Here is an 18677-nt window from a genome sequence, read left to right on the forward strand (position 1 = left end):
TGCGGCGTCTGCGGCTGAAGTGCCGCCCGCGGCAGCCGACTCCGCCGCGAGGTGGTCGTGCTTCGCCGCAGCTGGGGAGCCTAGCCACGGCCAGGGTTTGACGTGATGGATTTCGGTGCCTTACCGCCGGAGATCAACTCCGCGAGGATGTATGCCGGCCCCGGCCCGGGATCGCTGGCGGCGGCCGCGGCGATGTGGGACAGCTTGGCCGCCGAACTGCACGCGACCGCAGGTCATTACCGGTCGGTGATCGCGGGATTGACCAGCGGACGCTGGCTGGGCCCCGCATCACTGTCCATGGCGTCGGCGCTCGGGCCCTATGTGGCGTGGACGGCCGGGGTGGCCGCACGGGCGGCGGAGACTGCCAGTCAGGCCGTGCTTGCCGTCGAGGGCTATGAGGCCGCTTTCGCGATGACGGTGCCGCCTCCGGTGGTCGCGGCCAATCGGGCTCTGCTGGCGGCACTGGTCGCCACCAACTTCTTCGGTCAGAATTCGACGGCGATCGCGGCCACCGAAGCCCAGTACGGCGAGATGTGGGCGCAGGATGCCGCGGCGATGTATGAATATGCCGCAAACTCGGCGACCGCTTGTGGATTGACCCTGTTGATCTCGCCGCCGGAGGTGATCAACCCGGTTGGTCTGGCCGGGCAGAGCAACGCAGTCGCCCACGCCGCGGCTGCCTCGGCAGCAGACCAACTATCGCTGGCCGGCCTGGTGTCCTCGGTTCCGGCCATGCTGGACGGGCTGGCATCACCCCTATTCGGGCTTGCGGAATCATCGTCGTCGCTGATGCCCACCCTCGCGACCGTCCCGGTTTATGCACTTCCCAGTTACTTCATGGCCGCGGCAACCCCGCTCTATTCGATGTCGTCCATCCTCGGAATGGCCCAAACAGCACAGGGTTTGGCGAGTGGGGCAGCTGCTGCTGCGCAAGCGGCAGCAGAAGGGGCCGCAGGGGCAATCAGCTCAGGGGTCGGTCTGATCTCGTCCGTGGGTCCAGGCGTGGTGGGCGGCATGGGCAACGCGGCGTCACTGGGCCCGTTGTCGGTGCCGGCGGGTTGGACCAGCGTGATTCCGACGGCGAACATGGGCGCCGCCGCCGCGTTGCCGAACGGCCTTGATGCCGCCACCGCGGCGCCAAGCCTGTTGGGCGCGGCGCCGCGATCCGGTTTGACCGGTCCGGGCCGATCTGTCGGTCCCCGATACGGGATTGTCCCCACGGTAATGACCCGTCCACCGGCCGCCGGATACACGTAGGCCGTTGACATGGCCGGTCTATGGCTAGGTTCTGCGAATCGCCAAAGCAGCGAGCAAGGCAGCGGCTCATGAGCGTGGACACGGTGCCCGAAACCGGTGTGCGGATGATCATCGGCGGCACCATAGTCGAGCGCCGGGAGTTCGACGACGTGCTGTCGATCATCGCGTCGCGACTGCAATCCTCACCGACAGCGAGCCTGGCCGTGGGCTCGGTGAACCTCGACCACCTGTACCACTTTCGCAAGGTCATGTCGGCGCCCGCGGGTCCGCTGGACTGGCTGTTACTGGCCGACGGCATGCCGATCGCCTGGCGGGGCAAGCTGCTCACCGGCAAGCCGTGGCCCCGGATCACCGGGGCCGACCTGCTTCCCGGCGTGTTGGCGCTGGCCGAAACGACAGGCCAGCGGGTCGGCTTTTTTGGCGGTAGCGCCGAAACCCACCGCCTGCTTGCCCCGATCTTGCGCAAACATCATCCAGCGCTTGCTATTTCGGGAATGTGGGCGCCGGACGCCGATGACATCGAGGCGCTTTCTGAGCGGTTGACGGCGATGATTCGCGCCGCGGGCACCGACATCCTGATCGTCAGCCTCGGCAAGCCGCGTCAAGAACGGTGGGTTGACCGGTACGGCTGCGCGACGGGTGCCCGGGTTTTGCTGCCCTGTGGCGGTGCCATCGACTTCCTGGCCGGCAAGACCAAACGAGCTCCGAGATGGATGCAAAAACTCGGCCTGGAATGGTTGCACCGCTTGATCAGCGAGCCGCGGCGGCTGGCCCGCCGTTATTTGCTGCAGGGCCCTATCGCCTTGCTCCGTGCCGCACGCGCGCAGCTGATCTGCTATCCCAGCCCATACTGCGTGGCCACGCCGCCACGTGATCACCCCGATTTCAGCGGCGCCGTCCGCGATGCCGCGCGGCCCGAGCCGGCAACCGTGTAAGGGAAAGCGAGCCAGCGTGATCCCGTCACCTCACCGCCGAACCGACAATTCGCCGGTAACTCTGGCTCCGGTGCGCACGCCCGATCGCAATGCAATCGGGCGATGGCAGCACCGATACTCACAGCGGCTGCTGATCACCGACTCGGTGATCGTCTTCGCCTCGGTCATGCTCGCTCAATACGTCCGCTTCGGCGATTCGCCGAACAAGTCGGGTTACCCGGGCCCGGTGATGACGCTGTTCTCCTTTCTCTTCGCAGCACTCTGGCTTTCGTCGCTGGCGATATTCCACACACGATCACCGCACGTGATCGGGGTGGGGATCGACGAGTACCGGCGAATCAGCAGCGCGTCATTTTGGACATTCGGGATCATCGCAATGGTGACGCTTCTCGCCAAGATTGACTTGGCCCGGGGCTATCTGGCGGTGGCGCTTCCCGTCGGCACCCTGGGATTGCTGACGAGCCGCAACAGCTGGCGCAGGTATGTCCGCCGGAAGCGAGCCCGGGGCGAATATCAGACGATGTCGCTGGCTATCGGAGACCGCCAAGGACTTTCACGCCTGGCACATGAACTGGACCGTAACCCACTCGACGGCTACGTCGTCGTCGGGGTCTGCATTCCCGGATATGGCGCGCCCCGCGGCGAAATCCTGACGGTCGAAGGCCGCAAAGTACCGATTCTCGGAGACGAATCCTATGCGGTGGCAGCGGTTGAGGCCTGCGGCGCGGACACTGTGGTGGTGACCCAGACCGAGCATTTCGGCGAGCACGCGATCAGGAACTTGATGTGGCAGTTGGAGACGATGGACGTCGATTTGGTGTTGTCGCCGGGGGTGATGGACATCGCGGAAGCACGATTGACCGTCCGGCCGGTCGCCGGATTCCCGCTGCTGCATGTCGAAAAGCCGCTATACACCGGTGCCCAGCGCTTTCAAAAGCGGACATTCGACTTCTGTTTCGCGCTGGCGGCGCTGATCCTGGTATCGCCACTTCTCATTGCGGCTGCTATCGCGATCAAGCTGACCAGCAAAGGACCGGTCTGCTACCGATCCGAACGTATAGGTATTAATGGCGAGCCCTTCATGATGCTTAAACTCCGAACAATGGAGGTCGACGCCGACACCCAAATCGACCGCCTCTTGTCGATGAATCAGGGCGCCGGTGGAATATTGTTCAAGATGCGTCAAGATCCCCGGGTCACACCTGTCGGCAGATTGCTCCGCAGATTCAGCATCGATGAGCTCCCCCAATTCGTCAATGTCATCAAGCAGGACATGAGCGTGGTCGGGCCGCGGCCTCCGTTGAGCCGCGAAGTCGACAGCTACAACGGTGATGTGAAGCGTCGACTCCTGGTGAAGCCGGGCGTCACCGGAATATGGCAGGTCAGCGGACGCTCAGAACTCACCTGGGAAGAGTCGGTGCGGCTGGATCTGTCGTACATCGACAATTGGTCAATGGCAGGTGATCTCATGATCATCGCCAAGACGGTGAAAGCCGTCGTGACGGGGCACGGAGCATACTAGGTGGCCGTGAGCCATGACTGAGCCGACGGCACCCGGTGCGGTAGCACCATCGGTGCCGGTCGCGCGGTTGGCTCACGCGTTCTCGATCCAGCTGATCTGCCGGATGCTCGGGATGCTGGCCTCGGTGGTCTCGGTGGCAATGACCGCTCGTTATCTGGGCCCGGACCGCTACGGCCAGCTCACCATCGCGGTCGCATTCATCGGAATGTGGGCAAGCCTGGTCGATCTCGGCGTCGGGCGGGTGATCGTGCGTCGGGTGACCTCCGGCCACGACGATCTGGAGCGCCTGGTCCGGATCTACAACGGGATATCCCTGCTGTATTGCGTTCCGCTCGCGGCGTTGGCGGCGGGAACCGGCTTGCTGCTGTATCGCGACCACCAAGTGCGGGTGATGCTCGTGGTGTTGTCGACGCAACTGCTCATCGTGACAATGACGACACGGCTCGAGCCGGTGTTTCAGACCACCGTGCGGTTCTTCGCGGTGGCGGTCTCCGACGTCGTCGGGCGGTTGGCCACGCTGGCCGTGATCGCGTTTCTGGTGGCGGAACGAGCCGACGTCATCTGGTTCGCGGTAGTACAGCTCATTCCGACGACCCTGCAGGTGCTGATCCAGAGCAGCGCTGCCGCGCGTCATGTCTCGTTGCGTCCCAGCTTCGCGTTGCGCGAGGCCGCGGATCTGTTGCGGGAGAGCCTCTTTCCGATGGGCGTGACAATGATCACCGTGCTGTACTGGCGCGCCGACGGGGTGATCCTGTCCTTGGTGAACAACCATTCCGAGGTGGGCGTTTACGGCTTGGCGTCCTCGATCGCGCTCAACACCCTGGTGGTGTCGGTGTTCTTCCTCAAGTCCACGCTCTCGACGGCCACCGAAATGTTTGCGCGCGATGTCGCGGCATTTGCCGGCTTCATGCGCCGCAGTGTCGAGCTGATGTATTTCCTGGCGGTCCCGGTCGCGGTTGTCGGCGCGTTGCTCGCCGCACCGCTGATCAGGTTGTTCGGCAACCAGGCATTCGTTGGCCGCGGCACACCGACGCTGGCGCTGCTCTTCGTCGCGGTGGCATTGCGCTTCGTCACCACCACTCTGGGCGAGGGGCTGTTCGCCAGTCACCGCCAGCGGTTCTGGTTCTGGCTGTCGGTCGCCACCCTCGCGTTCAACGTCGTGCTCAACCTCGCCCTGGGCGGGCGGCTGGGCGCGGTGGGAGCCGGCATCGCGCTGGTGTGCACGGAGCTGGCCAACATGATGATTGCCAGCTGGTGCCTACACCGTCAGTGCGGTTACCACACGCCGGTGACGTTCTTGCTGCGGTTGCTGGTACCGACCGCGGCGAGTGTCGGTGTGACGCTGCTGCTTTCGGGTCAGCACGTGGCCCTGGTACTGGGTGCTGCCGCTGCCGCGTACCTGGCCACCAGCGCGGCGTTCGGCCCGGTCACCTGGCAGACTTTAGCCTTGCTGCGCCGCGATCAGCTGGCGGCGTGACCGTGAGAACGGACCGCGCGAATCTGGTGCATCCCGTCGGCGCTACCGATGCGCTGCCTCCGGGCCCGGCAATACCACAACTAAAGGCGGGCCACCTGATTGATGCATGTAGTACGGTGTGGCCGTGATCAGGACTCGCGAGGACTTGCGGGCATACCTGGCAGCGGACCTGAAAGCACACGGCTTGCAGCGTTGGCGGCTCCGTCACCGAATCTTGAAGCGTTCAGCCCATTTTCAGCGCCTGCTGCGAAAATCGGAGTATTGGACCAATACCGCACGGACCCCGACAGCACACGTGGTGGCCGCATATCTAAGGTTACGAACCAAGTTCTTGGGCGAACGACTCGGATTCGACATCCCGCGCAACGTCTTTGGCCCGGGTCTGTCGATCGCTCACGCCGGCCTGATAGTCGTGCACTACAAAGCTCGGGTCGGCGCGAATTGCCGGATTCATCACGGAGTGACGATAGGAGAGGGGCGGCCGGGCCAGTTCCCGACCATCGGCGACGACGTGTTCATTTCGCCGATGGCGATGGTGCTGGGCGCCGACGTCGGCAACCGCGTCGCCATCCGACCGGGCGCGGTGGTCACCAAATCGGTGCCGGACGACGTCGACGTCGCTGGGTATCCGGCCCGGATCGTCAACGACCGCCACCCGGGCACGGCGCTCACCGAGGACTGACGGTGCCGGTAGCAGAAGCGAATGTCGTTGCCGCGCTGCTACTCTGGTGTCGCCGCGGTTATCCTCACGGACGGTTGCGCGACGGGCTCCGCCGGCCCGCGGGCCTGGCGCGGGAAGCGGTGTGGGCATGACCCGCGAAATCGACCGGGCATATCTGCAACGCCCAGTCGGCGACTCGCCCACGCTGCCGTCGGAGCGGTCACTTGCGGTGCTGATCGTGTCCGGCAAGAGCCACGACGGCCTCGAGATGTGCCTGCACAGTGTCGCCGAGCAGCTGCCCGAGCTACCGGTCTACGTCTATGACAGCCGCTGCCAGGGGTGCCCCGGCCGCGAGGAACTGGCCGCCGGCCACCCGACGGTCCACTGGGTGCCGGGTCCGGGGAACCGCGGCTTCGCCGCTGCCTTCAACGCGCTGGTGACCCACACCCCGAGCGACGCCGATCTGCTATTGCTCAATGCCGATGCCCGGATACGGGGACCGTTGACCCGCACCAGAGAATTGCTTCGCCGGCCTCGGGTGGCGGCAGTGTCGCCGATGGTGTATGACGACACCGCACCCGGTGGGCGACCGTGGGATATCGCGGCCCGCCGCGAGACCCTGATCCGGGCGCTGGTTGCCGCTGCCGGCTACTCCGACTCGCTGCGCAGCACGCCGGTGTCACCCCGCTACTCCCGCCAGCCACCCGAATCTAAAAGCATCGAAGGCTGTTTGGGAACTACCTGTCTGGCGATCAGCCGCGCGGCATGGAACACCATCGGCGGTTTCGACGAGGAGTTCTTTCGCTACGGCGAGGCGGCCGACTGGCAGAACCGGGCCCGCGCGGCGGGCTGGCGCGTTCTGCTGGCCGACGAAGTGGGCGCCGACCGGGTTAATCCGGTGACCGGCGCCGGCTCGACCCTCGAGGGTGCCGTCGCGGCTGCCGAACACCGCCGCAACCGAGACCTGGCGCGCACCAACGCCGCGCTGCTTCTCGAACATCAACACAGCGTTCACCACGCGGACGTCTACCTGGCCGCCACCAAGCTGGTGGAGCGACTGCATCGATCGAAGCGCCCCCCCGGCAGCAGCGCCCGGGCCGGCCGCCGAACCGACCCGCCGGCGATCGTGATCGTCACCAACCGCCTGGTGTACGGCGGTGCAGAGCGTCAAAAGGCGCTGCTAGCAACGGAATTAGACCGCCGGGGCTATCACGTCACCATTGTCTGCGTACAACGGTTCGGCCCGCTGATCAACGAAATTCCGCCCAGCGTGCGGGTGGTCCGCCAGCCCTGGTGGGCGCCGATCGTCGATATTCCGGCGGGCCCGGCGGTGCTCATCAGCGGCGACACCAATACCGAGACGGGATTTGCCACCCTGTGGCGCGCAGCTGCCAAGGGCCGGCGCTGGTTGGTCGCCGCGCACATTCCGCCGGATGACGGCCGGCCCATCTACTCCCGGCCACTGACCGCGGCGATGCGCCGTGCCGACGGATTTATCGTTCTGGCACAACGTCATTGGGAGATGCTGGCCGTACACCATCGACTTGGCGGACGCCGCTTCGTCGCACCCAACGGCGTCGCCACGGCCGGCGACCCGGCCCCCCCGATCCGGGGCGTCGGTGAGCCGCCGCACCTGGTGATGCTCTCGCGGATCGTCGAGCACAAAAACCCGCAGCTGTTGATCGAGGCGCTCGGCGGCCTCACCGAGATGCGATGGCGGCTCTCGATTTTCGGTGACGGCCCCGACCGGGAGCGGTTGCAGGCGCGCACTCCGACCAGGTTGCGCGACCGGGTTCAGTGGCGCGGCTGGTCGGCGGGCCCCGGGCAGGCATTGGCCGACGCCGATCTGCTATGCGTCCCAAGCCGTTCCGAGGCGTTCCCGCTGGTGATCCTCGAGGCGATGGCACGGGCGGTGCCGGTTGCGGCGTCGGCGGTGTGCGCGGTGCCGGAAATGCTGGACTTCGGAAGGGCGGGGTTCGTCGTCGAACCCGTGTCGGTGTCGGGATGGCGAGAACAGCTGGCCGAGATCCTGGCAGACCCCGCCGCGCTGCCATCGGTGGGACGGCGCGGCTTCCACCGGATGCAACAGCACTACACGGTTGCGGCAATGGCCGATGCCTACCTCGATGCGATCGCCACAGTGCTATGAATCCGCCTCGGGTGCTGTGGCTTTCACCGTGGATGCGGTCGCTGGCACGGGTGCAGGCGGAGGCGCTGATCCGCCGCGGCACCGAGGTCCTGCTGGTGACCTCCGACCAGCATCCGGAGTCGGGCGCGGCCCGTGACTACGAGTTGGTGCTCGATCCACGGTTTCGCACCGCGGCAACCTGGCCCGCGAGCCTCGCGGCGTGGCGCCGCGTCCGTGACTACCGGCCGCACGTCGTGATCGCCGAGCTGGTTCGCGATCCCCGCTGGATCGCGCTGGCCGGCCGGGCTCCGCGTATTCAGCTGGTGCACGACGACAGTCCGCACGACCCCGTCGAACACCGGCCGGCCTACGAACACGCCCTCTTTGACCGCTGGGGCGCCCGCTCGGTGGCCACCGTGACCTACAGCGACTACGTCGCCGCGGCCGTCGCCACCCGCCGCGACGTCGCCGGCACCCGGGTGCATGTCGTGCCGCTGACCAGCGACCTGGCCCCGGCCCTGGTGCCGCCGCTAGTCGGCCCGGAAGGACGCCATGACTTCGTCATGATCGGCCGGCTGCACCCCTACAAGAACGTCGAGGTGGTGCTGCAAGCCTGGCAGCGGCACGTCGGCAGCGGCTGGCGAGGTGACAACCTGGTGCTCATCGGCGGGCCACTGGACGCCGGCCCGCTGCCCAAACACACCCGCTGGCTTCCCGGCAGCTATCGCTACCGCGACGTGGTGACGACGCTGGCCGCCGCGAAGGGCTCGGTCGCCCACTATCGGCGCGCTTCACAAAGCGGTGTGCAGGTGCTCTCGATGCAGCTGGGCGTCATGCCGATCGTGTCCACCGCCGGTGCGCTGCCCGAATACCAGCCACCGGGCCGCCCACCCATCGGTATCGACGACGTGGCCGGTCTGGCGGCCGCCTTCGACGCGCTGGCCGACCCGGCCGTCGCGGCGCGACAGGGAGCCGCGGCGGCACGCCACTACACGCGGCGATTCGCCGTGGACCATACCGCGGATCGCTTGCTGGACGTCATCACGGCGGTGGCGCACCGCCGGCCTTGACCAGGGAACCGCGCGAATTTCATTTCTCGGCGACGATGGAGAGGGTTTCGGAGAAAACGCCGAACTTGGAAAGCATTTTTCCGCACCCGCGGCGCACGGCGGGAGCGCGTAAGACACGCAGAAATCTTTCCGCGACGAATTCGGCCCGTAGAAATGAAATCCCCGCCGCGTCCGGTCCACCAAATCTTCTCACGCCGAACGCCGTGAGGATCAGCAGGAATCGCCGGGGTACAAATCCATAATGTATGGAGCGGTAACCGGCCCGCCGGGCGGCGTCGACGAGTTCGCGGCACGTGTATTCTTTCAGGTGCATCCCCGCCGCCTCGCCGCATTTGAATACGCGCGAGACGTCGTGCGGCCCGGTATATCGATGGGGAGTATTGAAGATATATTTACCACCGCTTTTCAATATGTTGCGGACGCTTCGTAGATGACTATCCAGATCGTCGGGGTGGATATGCTCGATGAGCTGGTCGGACACCACGATATCGTAGGACTCGGGAGGTTCGAACTCATCGAGATGCACGCCGTCGGATATCGCCCAGGAAGGATTCGCGCGTGACTCGGGCATCAATTTCTGTCCCCGTTCGCGAGTGATCTCCGTTCCTCGGCAGTCATAACCACCAGCCGCCAGAAATGAAATCAGGCCGCCCTGGCCGGAACCGATTTCATAGATCGATTTCGGTGGCTGCCCGATCAGGTCGACCCATCTCCCGAATTTTTCGTGGGGATTTTGCGGGTCGGCTTTCTCGGAAAACTGGTTGAGCCACTCCAATTCCGCGTAGAGGCGGGTGTAGCAGTGATCGAAGGTATCCCACCGGTCTGCTGGAGCCGATTGACGCAGTTCTGACGTCAATTGTTTTTCCAGATCCCAATGAGCTAATATCATCTGCTCGGTGATGTTCACCTCGGCCGGAATGCCGTAGGTTTTCTTGTAGCGTGAGATTAACTTGTTTCCCCTGGGTTCCACCGACATTCCCGGTTGACTGTCAGCCCCGCAGCCTTCCGCGGCGGCCGCGCAGCACGATCACCGCTGCGCCGATGACGGCCAGCGCAGCCCACGCCCCGCCGAACCACCACAGCCATCCCCAGTCGGAGTGACTCTGCGATGCCGGAACCGGGCCGGGCATGCCCAGGCGGTCGACGGTCACCGGGTCTTGCCCGGGTACGGCCACCAGCGCGACACCTTTGACGCCCGGCCACCGGGTGCTGTCGGCGTCGAGCCATCTGAGGAGGTCGTCGAGCTGCGCGGACGCGCCGTTGGAGGTGGCGATCAGCAGCGACCGGCCGCGGTTGAAGACCGTCTGAAGAGACGCGAACCGCAGTGTCGGGTCCAGTGTGAGCTTGGTGGGCTTGCCGTCGGATCCGAAGGCATTGATGGTGATTGGCCCGGTGGGCCCCGCGGACACCGGAAGCACGATGTCGGGGTGGTTCCACCCGTCAGCGGCGATCACGATCGCCGGATTTGACGAATCGATCGCTTGTCGCGGGCTCGTCACGGCGGTGTCGATGGGTATCGAGCTGGTTCGCTGCAGGCCGACCATGATGTCGACGGCGCGCGCGGTGTCGCTGAACGAGTGGGGCTCGATGCCCACCTGGACCGTGGGCATGAGCGCTTGCGGCACCGATGACAGCCCATCGGGGACCGGCGGTTTGGCGGGGCTACTCTGCACGGTGGTGTCGCCGTTGATGGTCAACGACAGCAGCTGGTCTCCGGCGCCGGCGACGTAGAAGTCTCCACAACGGCCAACGTTGCCCGAAATATCCAGCGTCACAGTAAGACCGGTCCACCGCTGCAGGAGCCGATCCGGGACATCGATCCAGCGGTCAATGGTGCCGTGGCCGTCGGTGGGCCAGTGGTCAATGACTTCCGGGCCGACTGTTACTTCTATCTGACCGCTCATCGTGGTCGGCGTCGGAGAGTAGGACCCCCGCAGATGGACGCGCACCGAGTGGATGGATCTGCCAAACCGGGTCTGGTCCAAGCCGATCACCACCCGTGGTTGCAGCCCCGTGGAGTTGACCACGGGCTGACCCAGATCCCGCAGCGTGGTGGTGTCGCCGGGCAGTTGGATGCCGCTCTGCAGCGATGTGGCGACGGCCTTGGCAGCCAGCGCCAACCCGGACAGGTTGCTGAACAGCAAAGCCGTGTCGGATGCGTTGCTCGGCCCGAGTGGTCCGGAGATCAACAGCCACGGCACGCCGGTGGCGCCTTGAAGGGAAAGCCCGTTGTCGGGTCCCTCTTTGACGACGACCTGGCGTTCCTGTGGTGACGGCGGCGTCGGCGGCCCGGCCTGCCCCTCTTTCAACGGCACCACGACGATCTCCGGGTTCTGTTTGCCGTAGTGCGCGGCGGCGGAGGTGGCCACTCGAATTGCCGTGTCGGACTCGGCTGCCGACGGCGATTCGGGCACAAATATGGTCAGTTTCCGCAGCACCGGCGGCAGGAAATGGGCCACCGTGGTGGGCGGCTGTTCAACCCCGGTATAGCCGACGGTTCCGTTGATCAGCCGCAACGGGCTCCATGGATAGACGCAGAATCCCTCTTGCGGCACCAGATGTGCACGCAGCAACACCGTCGCCGAATCGTTGACCACTTGCGCTCCGGCCAGCGGGATGACGATCGGCGCTTGGTCGGTGATGGGCAGGCTCACCTTCGCGATTTGACGCTCGTCCTGCGTGACGGTGATGATCCCGGACCGCAGGTTGATCGGCGGTTCCACGATCGCGTTCAAAGCCGCCGGTGTCAGCCCGCGCGGGACCGGCACGCTCAGCGCGATCGTGCCGTCCAAGCCGTAGAAAGCCATGGTGGAACTGGAACCGATATCGGACAACGCCAGGGTCAACGAGGCCGTCGTTCGGGCCGGTTCGCCGGGCTCGGTCGTGGTGCCCGGTTCGGTGGGCTCGGCCCAGGATGCGGGGGCGCTGACGGTCAACAATCCGATGACAGCGGCCAGTGCAATGACTCTGCCCATATATTTCCGACCCATCACCGGAACAGTATGCAGTGTTGACGCCGCGTCGAAAGCAAATAGAGATGAATCGCGGGCGCCGCTCACTGGGTAGCCGCTGAGCCATCCGTAAGGAAAGCCGAGCTAGCCAGGGTAAGGTCAGTGGCCAAGCCGAATGATGAACGGCTGAGCAAGATTAGCCGGTTTTTCGACGAAACCGAGACGCGCGATCACTCGCCGTCGGGGCGGGCAACCGATGTTTCACCCAAACCGCACGATTGACGGGCACGGCGCCGGACATACTTTCGCTGTCGCATTTCACACATTTCGGGGCTATCGGGCGCAGCCGAGGCTGCGCCGACTGGCCAGCGCTCCCCGCCCCGAGGTCCGGGGTAGCGGTCGACGGTGGCGCCTCGCCCGCTTGTATGCCCGTTCCCACGAAGTTCTTGTGGCTTGGGTCGGTTGGCTGAAAGTCCTCCGTGATGCTTGCTAGAGTTCCGGCTGATCAAGGTGTCGCGGTAGCAGCCGAGATGAGGTGGCCGCCCGGGGACGCAGCCAGAACTAGGAGGCCTCGTCGTTGCCTAGACTACGGCTCCGCGAGAACCATCCAGGTGGCAACCGATCGACACCATCAGGGCCGGTCCGCTATCCGATCCGGGTACTTACCGTCGGGACCGCGCCAACCGGACCCAACAGCCGCGGCGGCATGGCGGCGGTAACTCAGTTGCTGATCGAGGACAACGACCCGCGGTTCCACGTCCGCTCGGTGGCCACCTACGTCGATGACTCCCTGCCCGCTTGGCTATGGACGGGGATCTCGGGCATGCTCAAGGCTTCGGCGCTGCTGTTGGCCGGCGTGGTCGACGTACTGCACGTGCACTTTTCATTGCGCGGCAGCGTGGTCCGCAAATCCGTACCGCTATTCGTAGCGCGAATGCGGGGCATCCCGACGATTATCCATTGTCACAGTTCTCACTTCTTCACCTGGTTCGATGGGCTGCCGGCGCCGCTGCGCCGCGCCGTACGCGCGGCACTGCGCGCCGACTACGTGGTGCTGCTCGGTGAATCTCATATGGTGGCGTCCTCCGCGAGACTCGGATTCGAGGTGTCCAAAGCCCGACTCCTCTACAACCCCGTGGTCATGCCTCGCGACGCGCCGGCGCCGCGCACCCGCCGACCATTGTCGGTGGTGTCTCTGGGCAGACTGGGCGCCAACAAGGGAAGCTACGACCTCGTTCAGGCAATCGGCTTGCTGCCCAACGACATTCGGGCCAACCTGCGGGTGACACTGGCCGGTGATGGCGAGGTGGAGCAGCTACGTCAGTTCGTTCGCGCCAATGCACTCGACGACACTATCGACGTCGCCGGGTGGGTCGGTCCTGCGGATCGGGACCGGTTGTTGGCCGACTCGGCGATCTTCGTGTTGCCCAGCTACAGCGAGGGTCTTCCGATGGCGTTGCTGGAGGCGATGGCCAACGGGGTGGTACCGGTGACCACCCCAGTGGGCGCGATACCAGAAGTGGTGACCGACGGGGTGAATGGCGTGCTCGTCAAGCCCGGCAACCCAGCACAGCTGGCGGCGGCGCTGCAAGACCTCTTAGTCGATGCCGAATTGCGCGATCGGCTGGCCACCGCCGCCTATGCGCGTGCCAGCAAGTTCGACGTCTCGCGCTGGCGGGACGCATTGCACGACGTGTGGCTGGCCGCCGCCGCATCCCGGCGCCGCTAGGGTTTTAGCCTGCGCCGGCCGTCCCGCGGCTACCGCCATAGCGACGCGGCAGCCCGCCGGAGACCATCAGCCGGAAGTAGTCGAACGATGAATCGCTGCCGACCGCCAACCGCGGCAATTCCAGTGGATCGCAGCGACGGTGAGCGAATCCCGCCGTGGTCGTCAACGCCCAGCGCACACCACGACCGCGCAGGACGTCCTTAGCGCGAGCATCGAAATCCCGCAGCCGGCCATTAGGGTACGCGAAAATTGTTGGCGCGCATCCAGTCTCGCGCTCGATCGCCGCACAGGACTGTCCGATCTCCCGCTCGACCTTGTCATCGCTGCAGCGGGCGAGGATCGGGTGGGTCACCGTATGCGGATGCAGCGTCACCAGGCCGTCGCTCGCCATCTCACGGGCTTCGTCCCAAGAGAGCATCCGGAACGGACCGCCGTCGCCGCCATCGCGGTAGCCCAGCACCCGGAGCATATCGTCCAGCACGGCGATCCGTTGCGGGTCGGCCATGTCTTTCATCCGTTCAACCGCGGCCGCGTAGACCGCGCCGCGGTTGACGACACCGTCGAGTGAACGAGTGCCCAGTCCCAGCACGGCCAGATCGATCTGGCTTGCTTTGGTGCGAGCGATCGCCAGCCAAAGCCGGTCGGGCCAGAGGGCTTCGTCGCTGCCAATCATGCCCGTCGCCAGGAATACCGCCGCGGGTAGCTTCAGATCGCGCAGCACCGGGATCGCGTGGGTGGCGAGGTTGCGGGTGCCGTCGTCGAACGTTATCGCCATGGCGCGCGGCGGCAACGTCCCCGCCGCAAGTCGATCGAGAGCCTCGTGGAGCGGAAGGACGTTGAAGTGCTTGCCGATGTACTCAAGTTGACGTCGGTACAGCGCTGAGCCGAGCACATGCCAGCATGCCGGCGACAGCGGTTCGCTTTCCACACCGTGGAACATCACGATGGCGAGCAGGTTGCGGTGTCGCCGCCGGGCAAGCGTCGGAACACCGGCGGCACACAACAATCCGGCCGCGAAGTTCTTGAGGGTCGCGCGGGTCGCATGCGACGCGAGGCCGTTGAGTCGTGCCTTCACCCATTGAACTCTAACGACCGCTCGCTAGGTCTGGCTGTAACGCATTTCCGGATTGTTCCGCAGGCGGCACGGTGTTTGGTGGGTGCCGGTCGAAACCGCGACGGGGATGGTCCAATGTCACTTGCATTTGCTGCAATGGCCGGCTTCCCGAAAGGGCGCCCGATATTGTGTGTCGGTGCTTGCCTTCGACGCGGACGTCGACGCGGACGGCTTTAGCCGCCCGCGCTGGGCCGCCTCGGTTGACTGTGCGGATGGCCCGTGGTGATGCGTCGACGGGGCCGAAGCAGTGGACTCTTCCGACGGTGTCAAGGGTGCCGCCGCTCGTCGATTTCAAGCGCAACGGCTCCGTCACGGCGTGGAATCTGCTGTCTTACCCGGGCACCACAGCAACCGGCGGTGATCGATTGAGCAGCGCGCTACCGGACATCATCTCCCCGTCGCGGCTCACCCACATAGTGGACGTCGGAGCCAGCCGCAACTGCGGCGACTGGCCGTATGCGTCGATGCTCAACGCCGGCCTGTGTTTTGTGACCGGGTTCGAGCCGGGTCGGGAGGCGTTGCTCGAGTTGCAAACCAGATGCGGACCGAACGAGCGCTACCTGCCGTTTGCGCTGGGCGACGGTAGCTCCCAGACCCTGAAGGTCTGTCCGGCACCGGGGGCGATGACCAGCCTGCTCGAACCCGACCCGCGGACGCAGGGGCTGTTCAGTCTCTTCGATCGGTTCGGCCGGGTCATCGAGCGCGTCCCACTGCACACCCGCCGCCTCGACGACATCCGCGAAATCGAGCATCTCGATTTACTGAAGATCGACATCCAGGGAGGCGAGCTGGCCGTTTTTCACAATGGGCGCGGCAAGCTCGCCGACGCGGTGGCAATTCAGACCGAGGTGTCATTTATTACCCTGTATCAACACCAGCCCCCATTCGGAGAGGTCGATTTGGAGCTGCGCCGCCAGGGGTTTATTCCGCACTGCATCCCCGGCGGCGTGAAGAAGTGGGTGATCGGCGACTTCGCGGTCGGCGACCCCTTCCGGCCGCTGAATCAGATCTTGGAGACCGATATCGTCTATGTGCGCGACTTCGTCCGCCCGGACGGGATGACCGACGAGCAGCTGAAGCATCTGGCGATGATCGCGCATTACTGCTATGGGTCGTTCGACCTCGCGTTGCGCTGTGTGCGGTTGTTGGAGGACAGGCACGCGGTGGAGGCGGGAAGTTCGCCCCGCTATCTGCGGCTTTGCCGGAGGACCGTTGGTTACAAGCGAGCGATCTGGTGGGCGCAATACAGTGCGGCCCGGCTGACAAATCGGTTGCGGGCATGGGCAAATCCGGTCGCTTCCGCCGACGGTCCGAACTGAAGTGGCGCGGCCAACGAGTGCCACCCGCCGCTACGGTCCGGGTGACGGACGCGAAGCCGGACGTCAACGAAACGTGCGGAGGACCAAGTGAGTACTCGGACGGAATTGCAGACCGTCGACACCTACAACGAGGAAGTGACATTCGTTTCGTCGATCATCAAAGGTCTTGGCGGCCCACTGGAGATCCTCGAAGCCGGTTGCGGGCTCGACTGGCCCCTCGATCTCGACGGCGTCGACTATCGGCTGACCGGTATCGATCTCGATGCTGATGCGCTCCAAAGCCGGATCGACAAGATGGGAGACCTGCACGAGGCGATCATCGGCGATCTGACGGCGCCGGCGACCATTCCGGCCGGCCGCTACGACGTCATCTACAACTCGTTCGTGCTCGAGCACATACCTGACGCCGAGCGCGCGCTGGTGAACATGGTCAACGGGCTCAAGCCGGATGGGCTGCTGGTGCTGCGGGTCCCAGACCGGGACTCGGTGTACGGCTGGACCGCAAGGCGCATGCCCTTCGGGGTTCATGTCGCTTATTACCGGTACTTCGTTCGTTACCCGGGCGCCGGAAAGCCGGGCCACTCGCCGTTTCCCACCTACTATTCGTCCCTCATTTCCCGTGACGGGATACGCGACTTCTGCAGCAGAAACGGCTGCTCGATCATGGAAGAGCGGGGCCACACCTACTATGTGCGCGGCACCGGTGCACGGGTCAGGGTGATTCGGGCATACGCGAAAGCCTTGTCGGCCTTATCTTTTGGTGCTCTAGCGTGGCGGCACAACAATCTCACCTACATCATCCGCAAGTCGCAGCCCGGCCAGATCGACGGATGACCAAGCTTCGTCCCCCGGCGACCGGAAAACCTACGCCGGTCCGGTTTGGATGGCGACCAACGACTTGATCAATCCGGCAAACCGTTCGTACCAGATGGTCGACGACGGGAAGTATCGACGCATCTGCGAAATACCAATCAAATCAATCTCATCGACCTGTTCCTGCGCCTGCGCACGAGTGTGCGTTCGAATGTGGCCGCGGTTCCAGTGCATCGATATCTGCACGCGCGCCTCGTAGGGCAACCATTGCATGCCGGGAAAAAGCCAGTGCGGTTCGATCGGAAAATACCGATACGGCGTCTGCACCCAATGTCGGTCGCCCAGCGAGCGGACGTTGTCAGCCAATCGTTGGCGCCGCACGTGACCGCCCACGTGTTCGAGCAGCGAATTGGAGTACACCAGATCGAAGTGGTCGCTCACGATCGCCGCGGGCAGGTCACACGCATCCGCGTGGATCGCGACAATACCCTTGACCTGGCCCTCGACCGGCGGTTCCTGGGGCAGCAGGTTTACCACCGTGACCGATTTCGGCAGCACCGGCGCCAATAGCCACGACTCGGGTGTTCCGCCGAGGTCCAGCACTCGCATTTCCCGAAGCGACGGGAAGGTCTCGATGAGGTGCCGCCACCGTCGCGCCCGAGCGCGCCCGGACAGCGATCGTCTGGAATTGACGCCCGTAGCGGCATCCCGCAACCAGGTTGACATTCGCCCCGACTCTTTGAGGTCGCCCGTCGGTGAATCTAGCATCGCGGCATTAGAACACCTGCAGCCGGCAAGTGCCGCGTAGCGAGAGTAATCTGTCGCGGCGGCCGTCCGCAAGAGCGCAATGTATTCAGACATAAAGCGAGACTGGGCAATTCCGGCCCGGAATCGGCCTACGACGATCGGACACCGAAGACGGCATAAATGCTGACCGTGGTAAATCGGTCCAGCCGCCGGAACCGCTTGCGGGCCTTCTCGAGTACCGGCAGTAACCGTTTGTCGCCGCAGTTGTAGGCGAGGTGAATGATCCGCAGCCCACTGGCGGCGAACGCGGCCCGGAACTGGTCGGGGGTATTGCCGTTGAGGCCGATGTCCAAGAGCGAGCCCACCGGATGTCCGTTGTGCCGGGCGGCGGCCGCATACACCACACGCTCGGGCAAAATTGCATGCGCCCACGGCACTTTCAGCCCGGTGCGACCATGGTCGCCGTAGGGGCTGTAATACAGCGGGCTGAAGCCTGCGTAGAGAATTCCCTGTGGCCGGGCCAATTGCTTGTCGAGCGCCTTGAGCAACGACGCGACGTCCGGGGCATGCTCGAAGGCGTCCTTGGAGACGATCACATCGAATGGTTCGGCTACCGGCAGGGACATCGCATCGGCCGCTCGAAAAGTCACCCGGTCGAGCAACTGCGGAAATTCCTGCGCCACCTTGCGGTTGGCGAATGCGATGAGGTTCTCGTCCAGATCGACGCCCAGCACACTGGCCCCCGCTTGAGCCATTTCGATGGACAGCGCTCCGAGGCCACAGCCGACATCGAGCACGCGTTTGCCGGTCCAGTCCGGGGCCGCGAATCCCAGCCGGTGCCAATACTCTTTGTTGGACTCCGTCTGCAATTCGAAGAACTGCTCGGCGAACTCTTCGCTTTGCGTCAACGCGGCACTTCCCGTCTGTGCGATGGTGTGGCAACTGAATCTAGCC

15 protein-coding genes are annotated in these 18677 nt (G+C 64.9%); 10 read left to right on the forward strand and 5 right to left on the reverse strand.

What is annotated here, in order from left to right; all coding sequences use genetic code 11:
- Nucleotides 1–102: 102 nt before the first annotated feature.
- The 7 genes from B4U45_RS08515 to B4U45_RS08545 all read left to right on the forward strand — a co-directional run bounded on the left by B4U45_RS08515 (nt 103) and on the right by B4U45_RS08545 (nt 9050).
- Nucleotides 103–1257 (forward strand): PPE family protein, encoded by a 1155-nt coding sequence (locus B4U45_RS08515; protein ID WP_083153985.1) that lies wholly within the window; start codon nt 103–105, stop codon nt 1255–1257.
- Nucleotides 1258–1325: 68 nt separating this feature from the next.
- Entirely contained in the window at nt 1326–2192 is an 867-nt protein-coding gene (locus tag B4U45_RS08520) for a WecB/TagA/CpsF family glycosyltransferase (protein ID WP_232336920.1), read from the forward strand.
- A complete protein-coding gene (locus tag B4U45_RS08525) occupies nt 2161–3714 on the forward strand; it encodes a sugar transferase (RefSeq protein ID WP_082275622.1) in 1554 nt (517 codons plus the stop codon). Before B4U45_RS08520 ends, B4U45_RS08525 begins: the two co-directional genes overlap by 32 nt.
- A 13-nt stretch (nt 3715–3727) precedes the next feature.
- The gene (locus B4U45_RS08530) at nt 3728–5191 is read left to right on the forward strand and encodes a flippase (protein WP_075549220.1); all 1464 of its coding nucleotides are present in this window, start codon (nt 3728–3730) and stop codon (nt 5189–5191) included.
- Between the two features lie 124 nt (nt 5192–5315).
- A complete protein-coding gene (locus B4U45_RS08535) occupies nt 5316–5873 on the forward strand; it encodes a serine acetyltransferase (protein ID WP_075549282.1) in 558 nt (185 codons plus the stop codon).
- A gap of 127 nt (nt 5874–6000) precedes the next feature.
- Nucleotides 6001–8001 (forward strand): glycosyltransferase, encoded by a 2001-nt coding sequence (locus B4U45_RS08540; RefSeq protein WP_219859377.1) that lies wholly within the window; start codon nt 6001–6003, stop codon nt 7999–8001.
- Nucleotides 7998–9050: a glycosyltransferase gene (locus B4U45_RS08545; RefSeq protein WP_075549218.1), complete on the forward strand. Its 1053-nt coding sequence runs from the start codon at nt 7998–8000 to the stop codon at nt 9048–9050. Before B4U45_RS08540 ends, B4U45_RS08545 begins: the two co-directional genes overlap by 4 nt.
- Before the next feature lie 19 nt (nt 9051–9069).
- Here B4U45_RS08545 and B4U45_RS08550 read toward each other — a convergent pair whose 3' ends face one another.
- Complete coding sequence (locus tag B4U45_RS08550; RefSeq protein WP_232336919.1) at nt 9070–10026, reverse strand: class I SAM-dependent methyltransferase; 957 nt, start codon at nt 10024–10026, stop codon at nt 9070–9072.
- A gap of 13 nt (nt 10027–10039) precedes the next feature.
- On the reverse strand, nt 10040–12040 hold the full coding sequence (locus tag B4U45_RS08555; protein WP_075549217.1) for a hypothetical protein: 2001 nt from the start codon (nt 12038–12040) through the stop codon (nt 10040–10042).
- Nucleotides 12041–12707: 667 nt separating this feature from the next.
- On the opposite strand from B4U45_RS08555, the gene B4U45_RS08560 reads away from it, so the two are divergent.
- On the forward strand, nt 12708–13730 hold the full coding sequence (locus tag B4U45_RS08560; RefSeq protein WP_082275621.1) for a glycosyltransferase family 4 protein: 1023 nt from the start codon (nt 12708–12710) through the stop codon (nt 13728–13730).
- Between the two features lie 4 nt (nt 13731–13734).
- Here the strand turns inward: B4U45_RS08560 and B4U45_RS08565 are convergent, their stop codons facing one another.
- Nucleotides 13735–14805: a polysaccharide deacetylase family protein gene (locus tag B4U45_RS08565; RefSeq protein WP_075549216.1), complete on the reverse strand. Its 1071-nt coding sequence runs from the start codon at nt 14803–14805 to the stop codon at nt 13735–13737.
- A 302-nt stretch (nt 14806–15107) separates the two neighbouring features.
- On the opposite strand from B4U45_RS08565, the gene B4U45_RS08570 reads away from it, so the two are divergent.
- A complete protein-coding gene (locus B4U45_RS08570; RefSeq protein ID WP_240316496.1) occupies nt 15108–16163 on the forward strand; it encodes an FkbM family methyltransferase in 1056 nt (351 codons plus the stop codon).
- Nucleotides 16164–16250: 87 nt separating this feature from the next.
- Nucleotides 16251–16997: a class I SAM-dependent methyltransferase gene (locus B4U45_RS08575; protein ID WP_183155045.1), complete on the forward strand. Its 747-nt coding sequence runs from the start codon at nt 16251–16253 to the stop codon at nt 16995–16997.
- Nucleotides 16998–17027: 30 nt separating this feature from the next.
- On the opposite strand, the gene B4U45_RS08580 is transcribed toward B4U45_RS08575, so the two are convergent.
- Both B4U45_RS08580 and B4U45_RS08585 read right to left on the reverse strand, forming a co-directional pair.
- Nucleotides 17028–17534 (reverse strand): class I SAM-dependent methyltransferase, encoded by a 507-nt coding sequence (locus B4U45_RS08580; protein ID WP_240316685.1) that lies wholly within the window; start codon nt 17532–17534, stop codon nt 17028–17030.
- 338 nt (nt 17535–17872) lie between these two features.
- Nucleotides 17873–18631 (reverse strand): class I SAM-dependent methyltransferase, encoded by a 759-nt coding sequence (locus B4U45_RS08585; RefSeq protein ID WP_232336917.1) that lies wholly within the window; start codon nt 18629–18631, stop codon nt 17873–17875.
- Between the last annotated feature and the right edge of the window lie 46 nt (nt 18632–18677).

The organism is Mycobacterium persicum, assembly GCF_002086915.1.
Lineage (GTDB): Bacteria > Actinomycetota > Actinomycetes > Mycobacteriales > Mycobacteriaceae > Mycobacterium > Mycobacterium persicum.

Excerpts from the sequence above, each read along its gene's own strand:
- B4U45_RS08520 (WP_232336920.1), top strand. The coding sequence starts at position 1,326 with ATGAGCGTGGACACGGTGCCCGAAACCGGTGTGCGGATGATCATCGGC.
- B4U45_RS08525 (WP_082275622.1), top strand. The coding sequence starts at position 2,161 with ATGCCGCGCGGCCCGAGCCGGCAACCGTGTAAGGGAAAGCGAGCCAGC.
- B4U45_RS08530 (WP_075549220.1), top strand. The coding sequence starts at position 3,728 with ATGACTGAGCCGACGGCACCCGGTGCGGTAGCACCATCGGTGCCGGTC.
- B4U45_RS08540 (WP_219859377.1), top strand. The coding sequence starts at position 6,001 with ATGACCCGCGAAATCGACCGGGCATATCTGCAACGCCCAGTCGGCGAC.
- B4U45_RS08545 (WP_075549218.1), top strand. The coding sequence starts at position 7,998 with ATGAATCCGCCTCGGGTGCTGTGGCTTTCACCGTGGATGCGGTCGCTG.
- B4U45_RS08550 (WP_232336919.1), bottom strand. The coding sequence starts at position 10,026 with ATGTCGGTGGAACCCAGGGGAAACAAGTTAATCTCACGCTACAAGAAA.
- B4U45_RS08555 (WP_075549217.1), bottom strand. The coding sequence starts at position 12,040 with ATGGGTCGGAAATATATGGGCAGAGTCATTGCACTGGCCGCTGTCATC.
- B4U45_RS08560 (WP_082275621.1), top strand. The coding sequence starts at position 12,708 with ATGGCGGCGGTAACTCAGTTGCTGATCGAGGACAACGACCCGCGGTTC.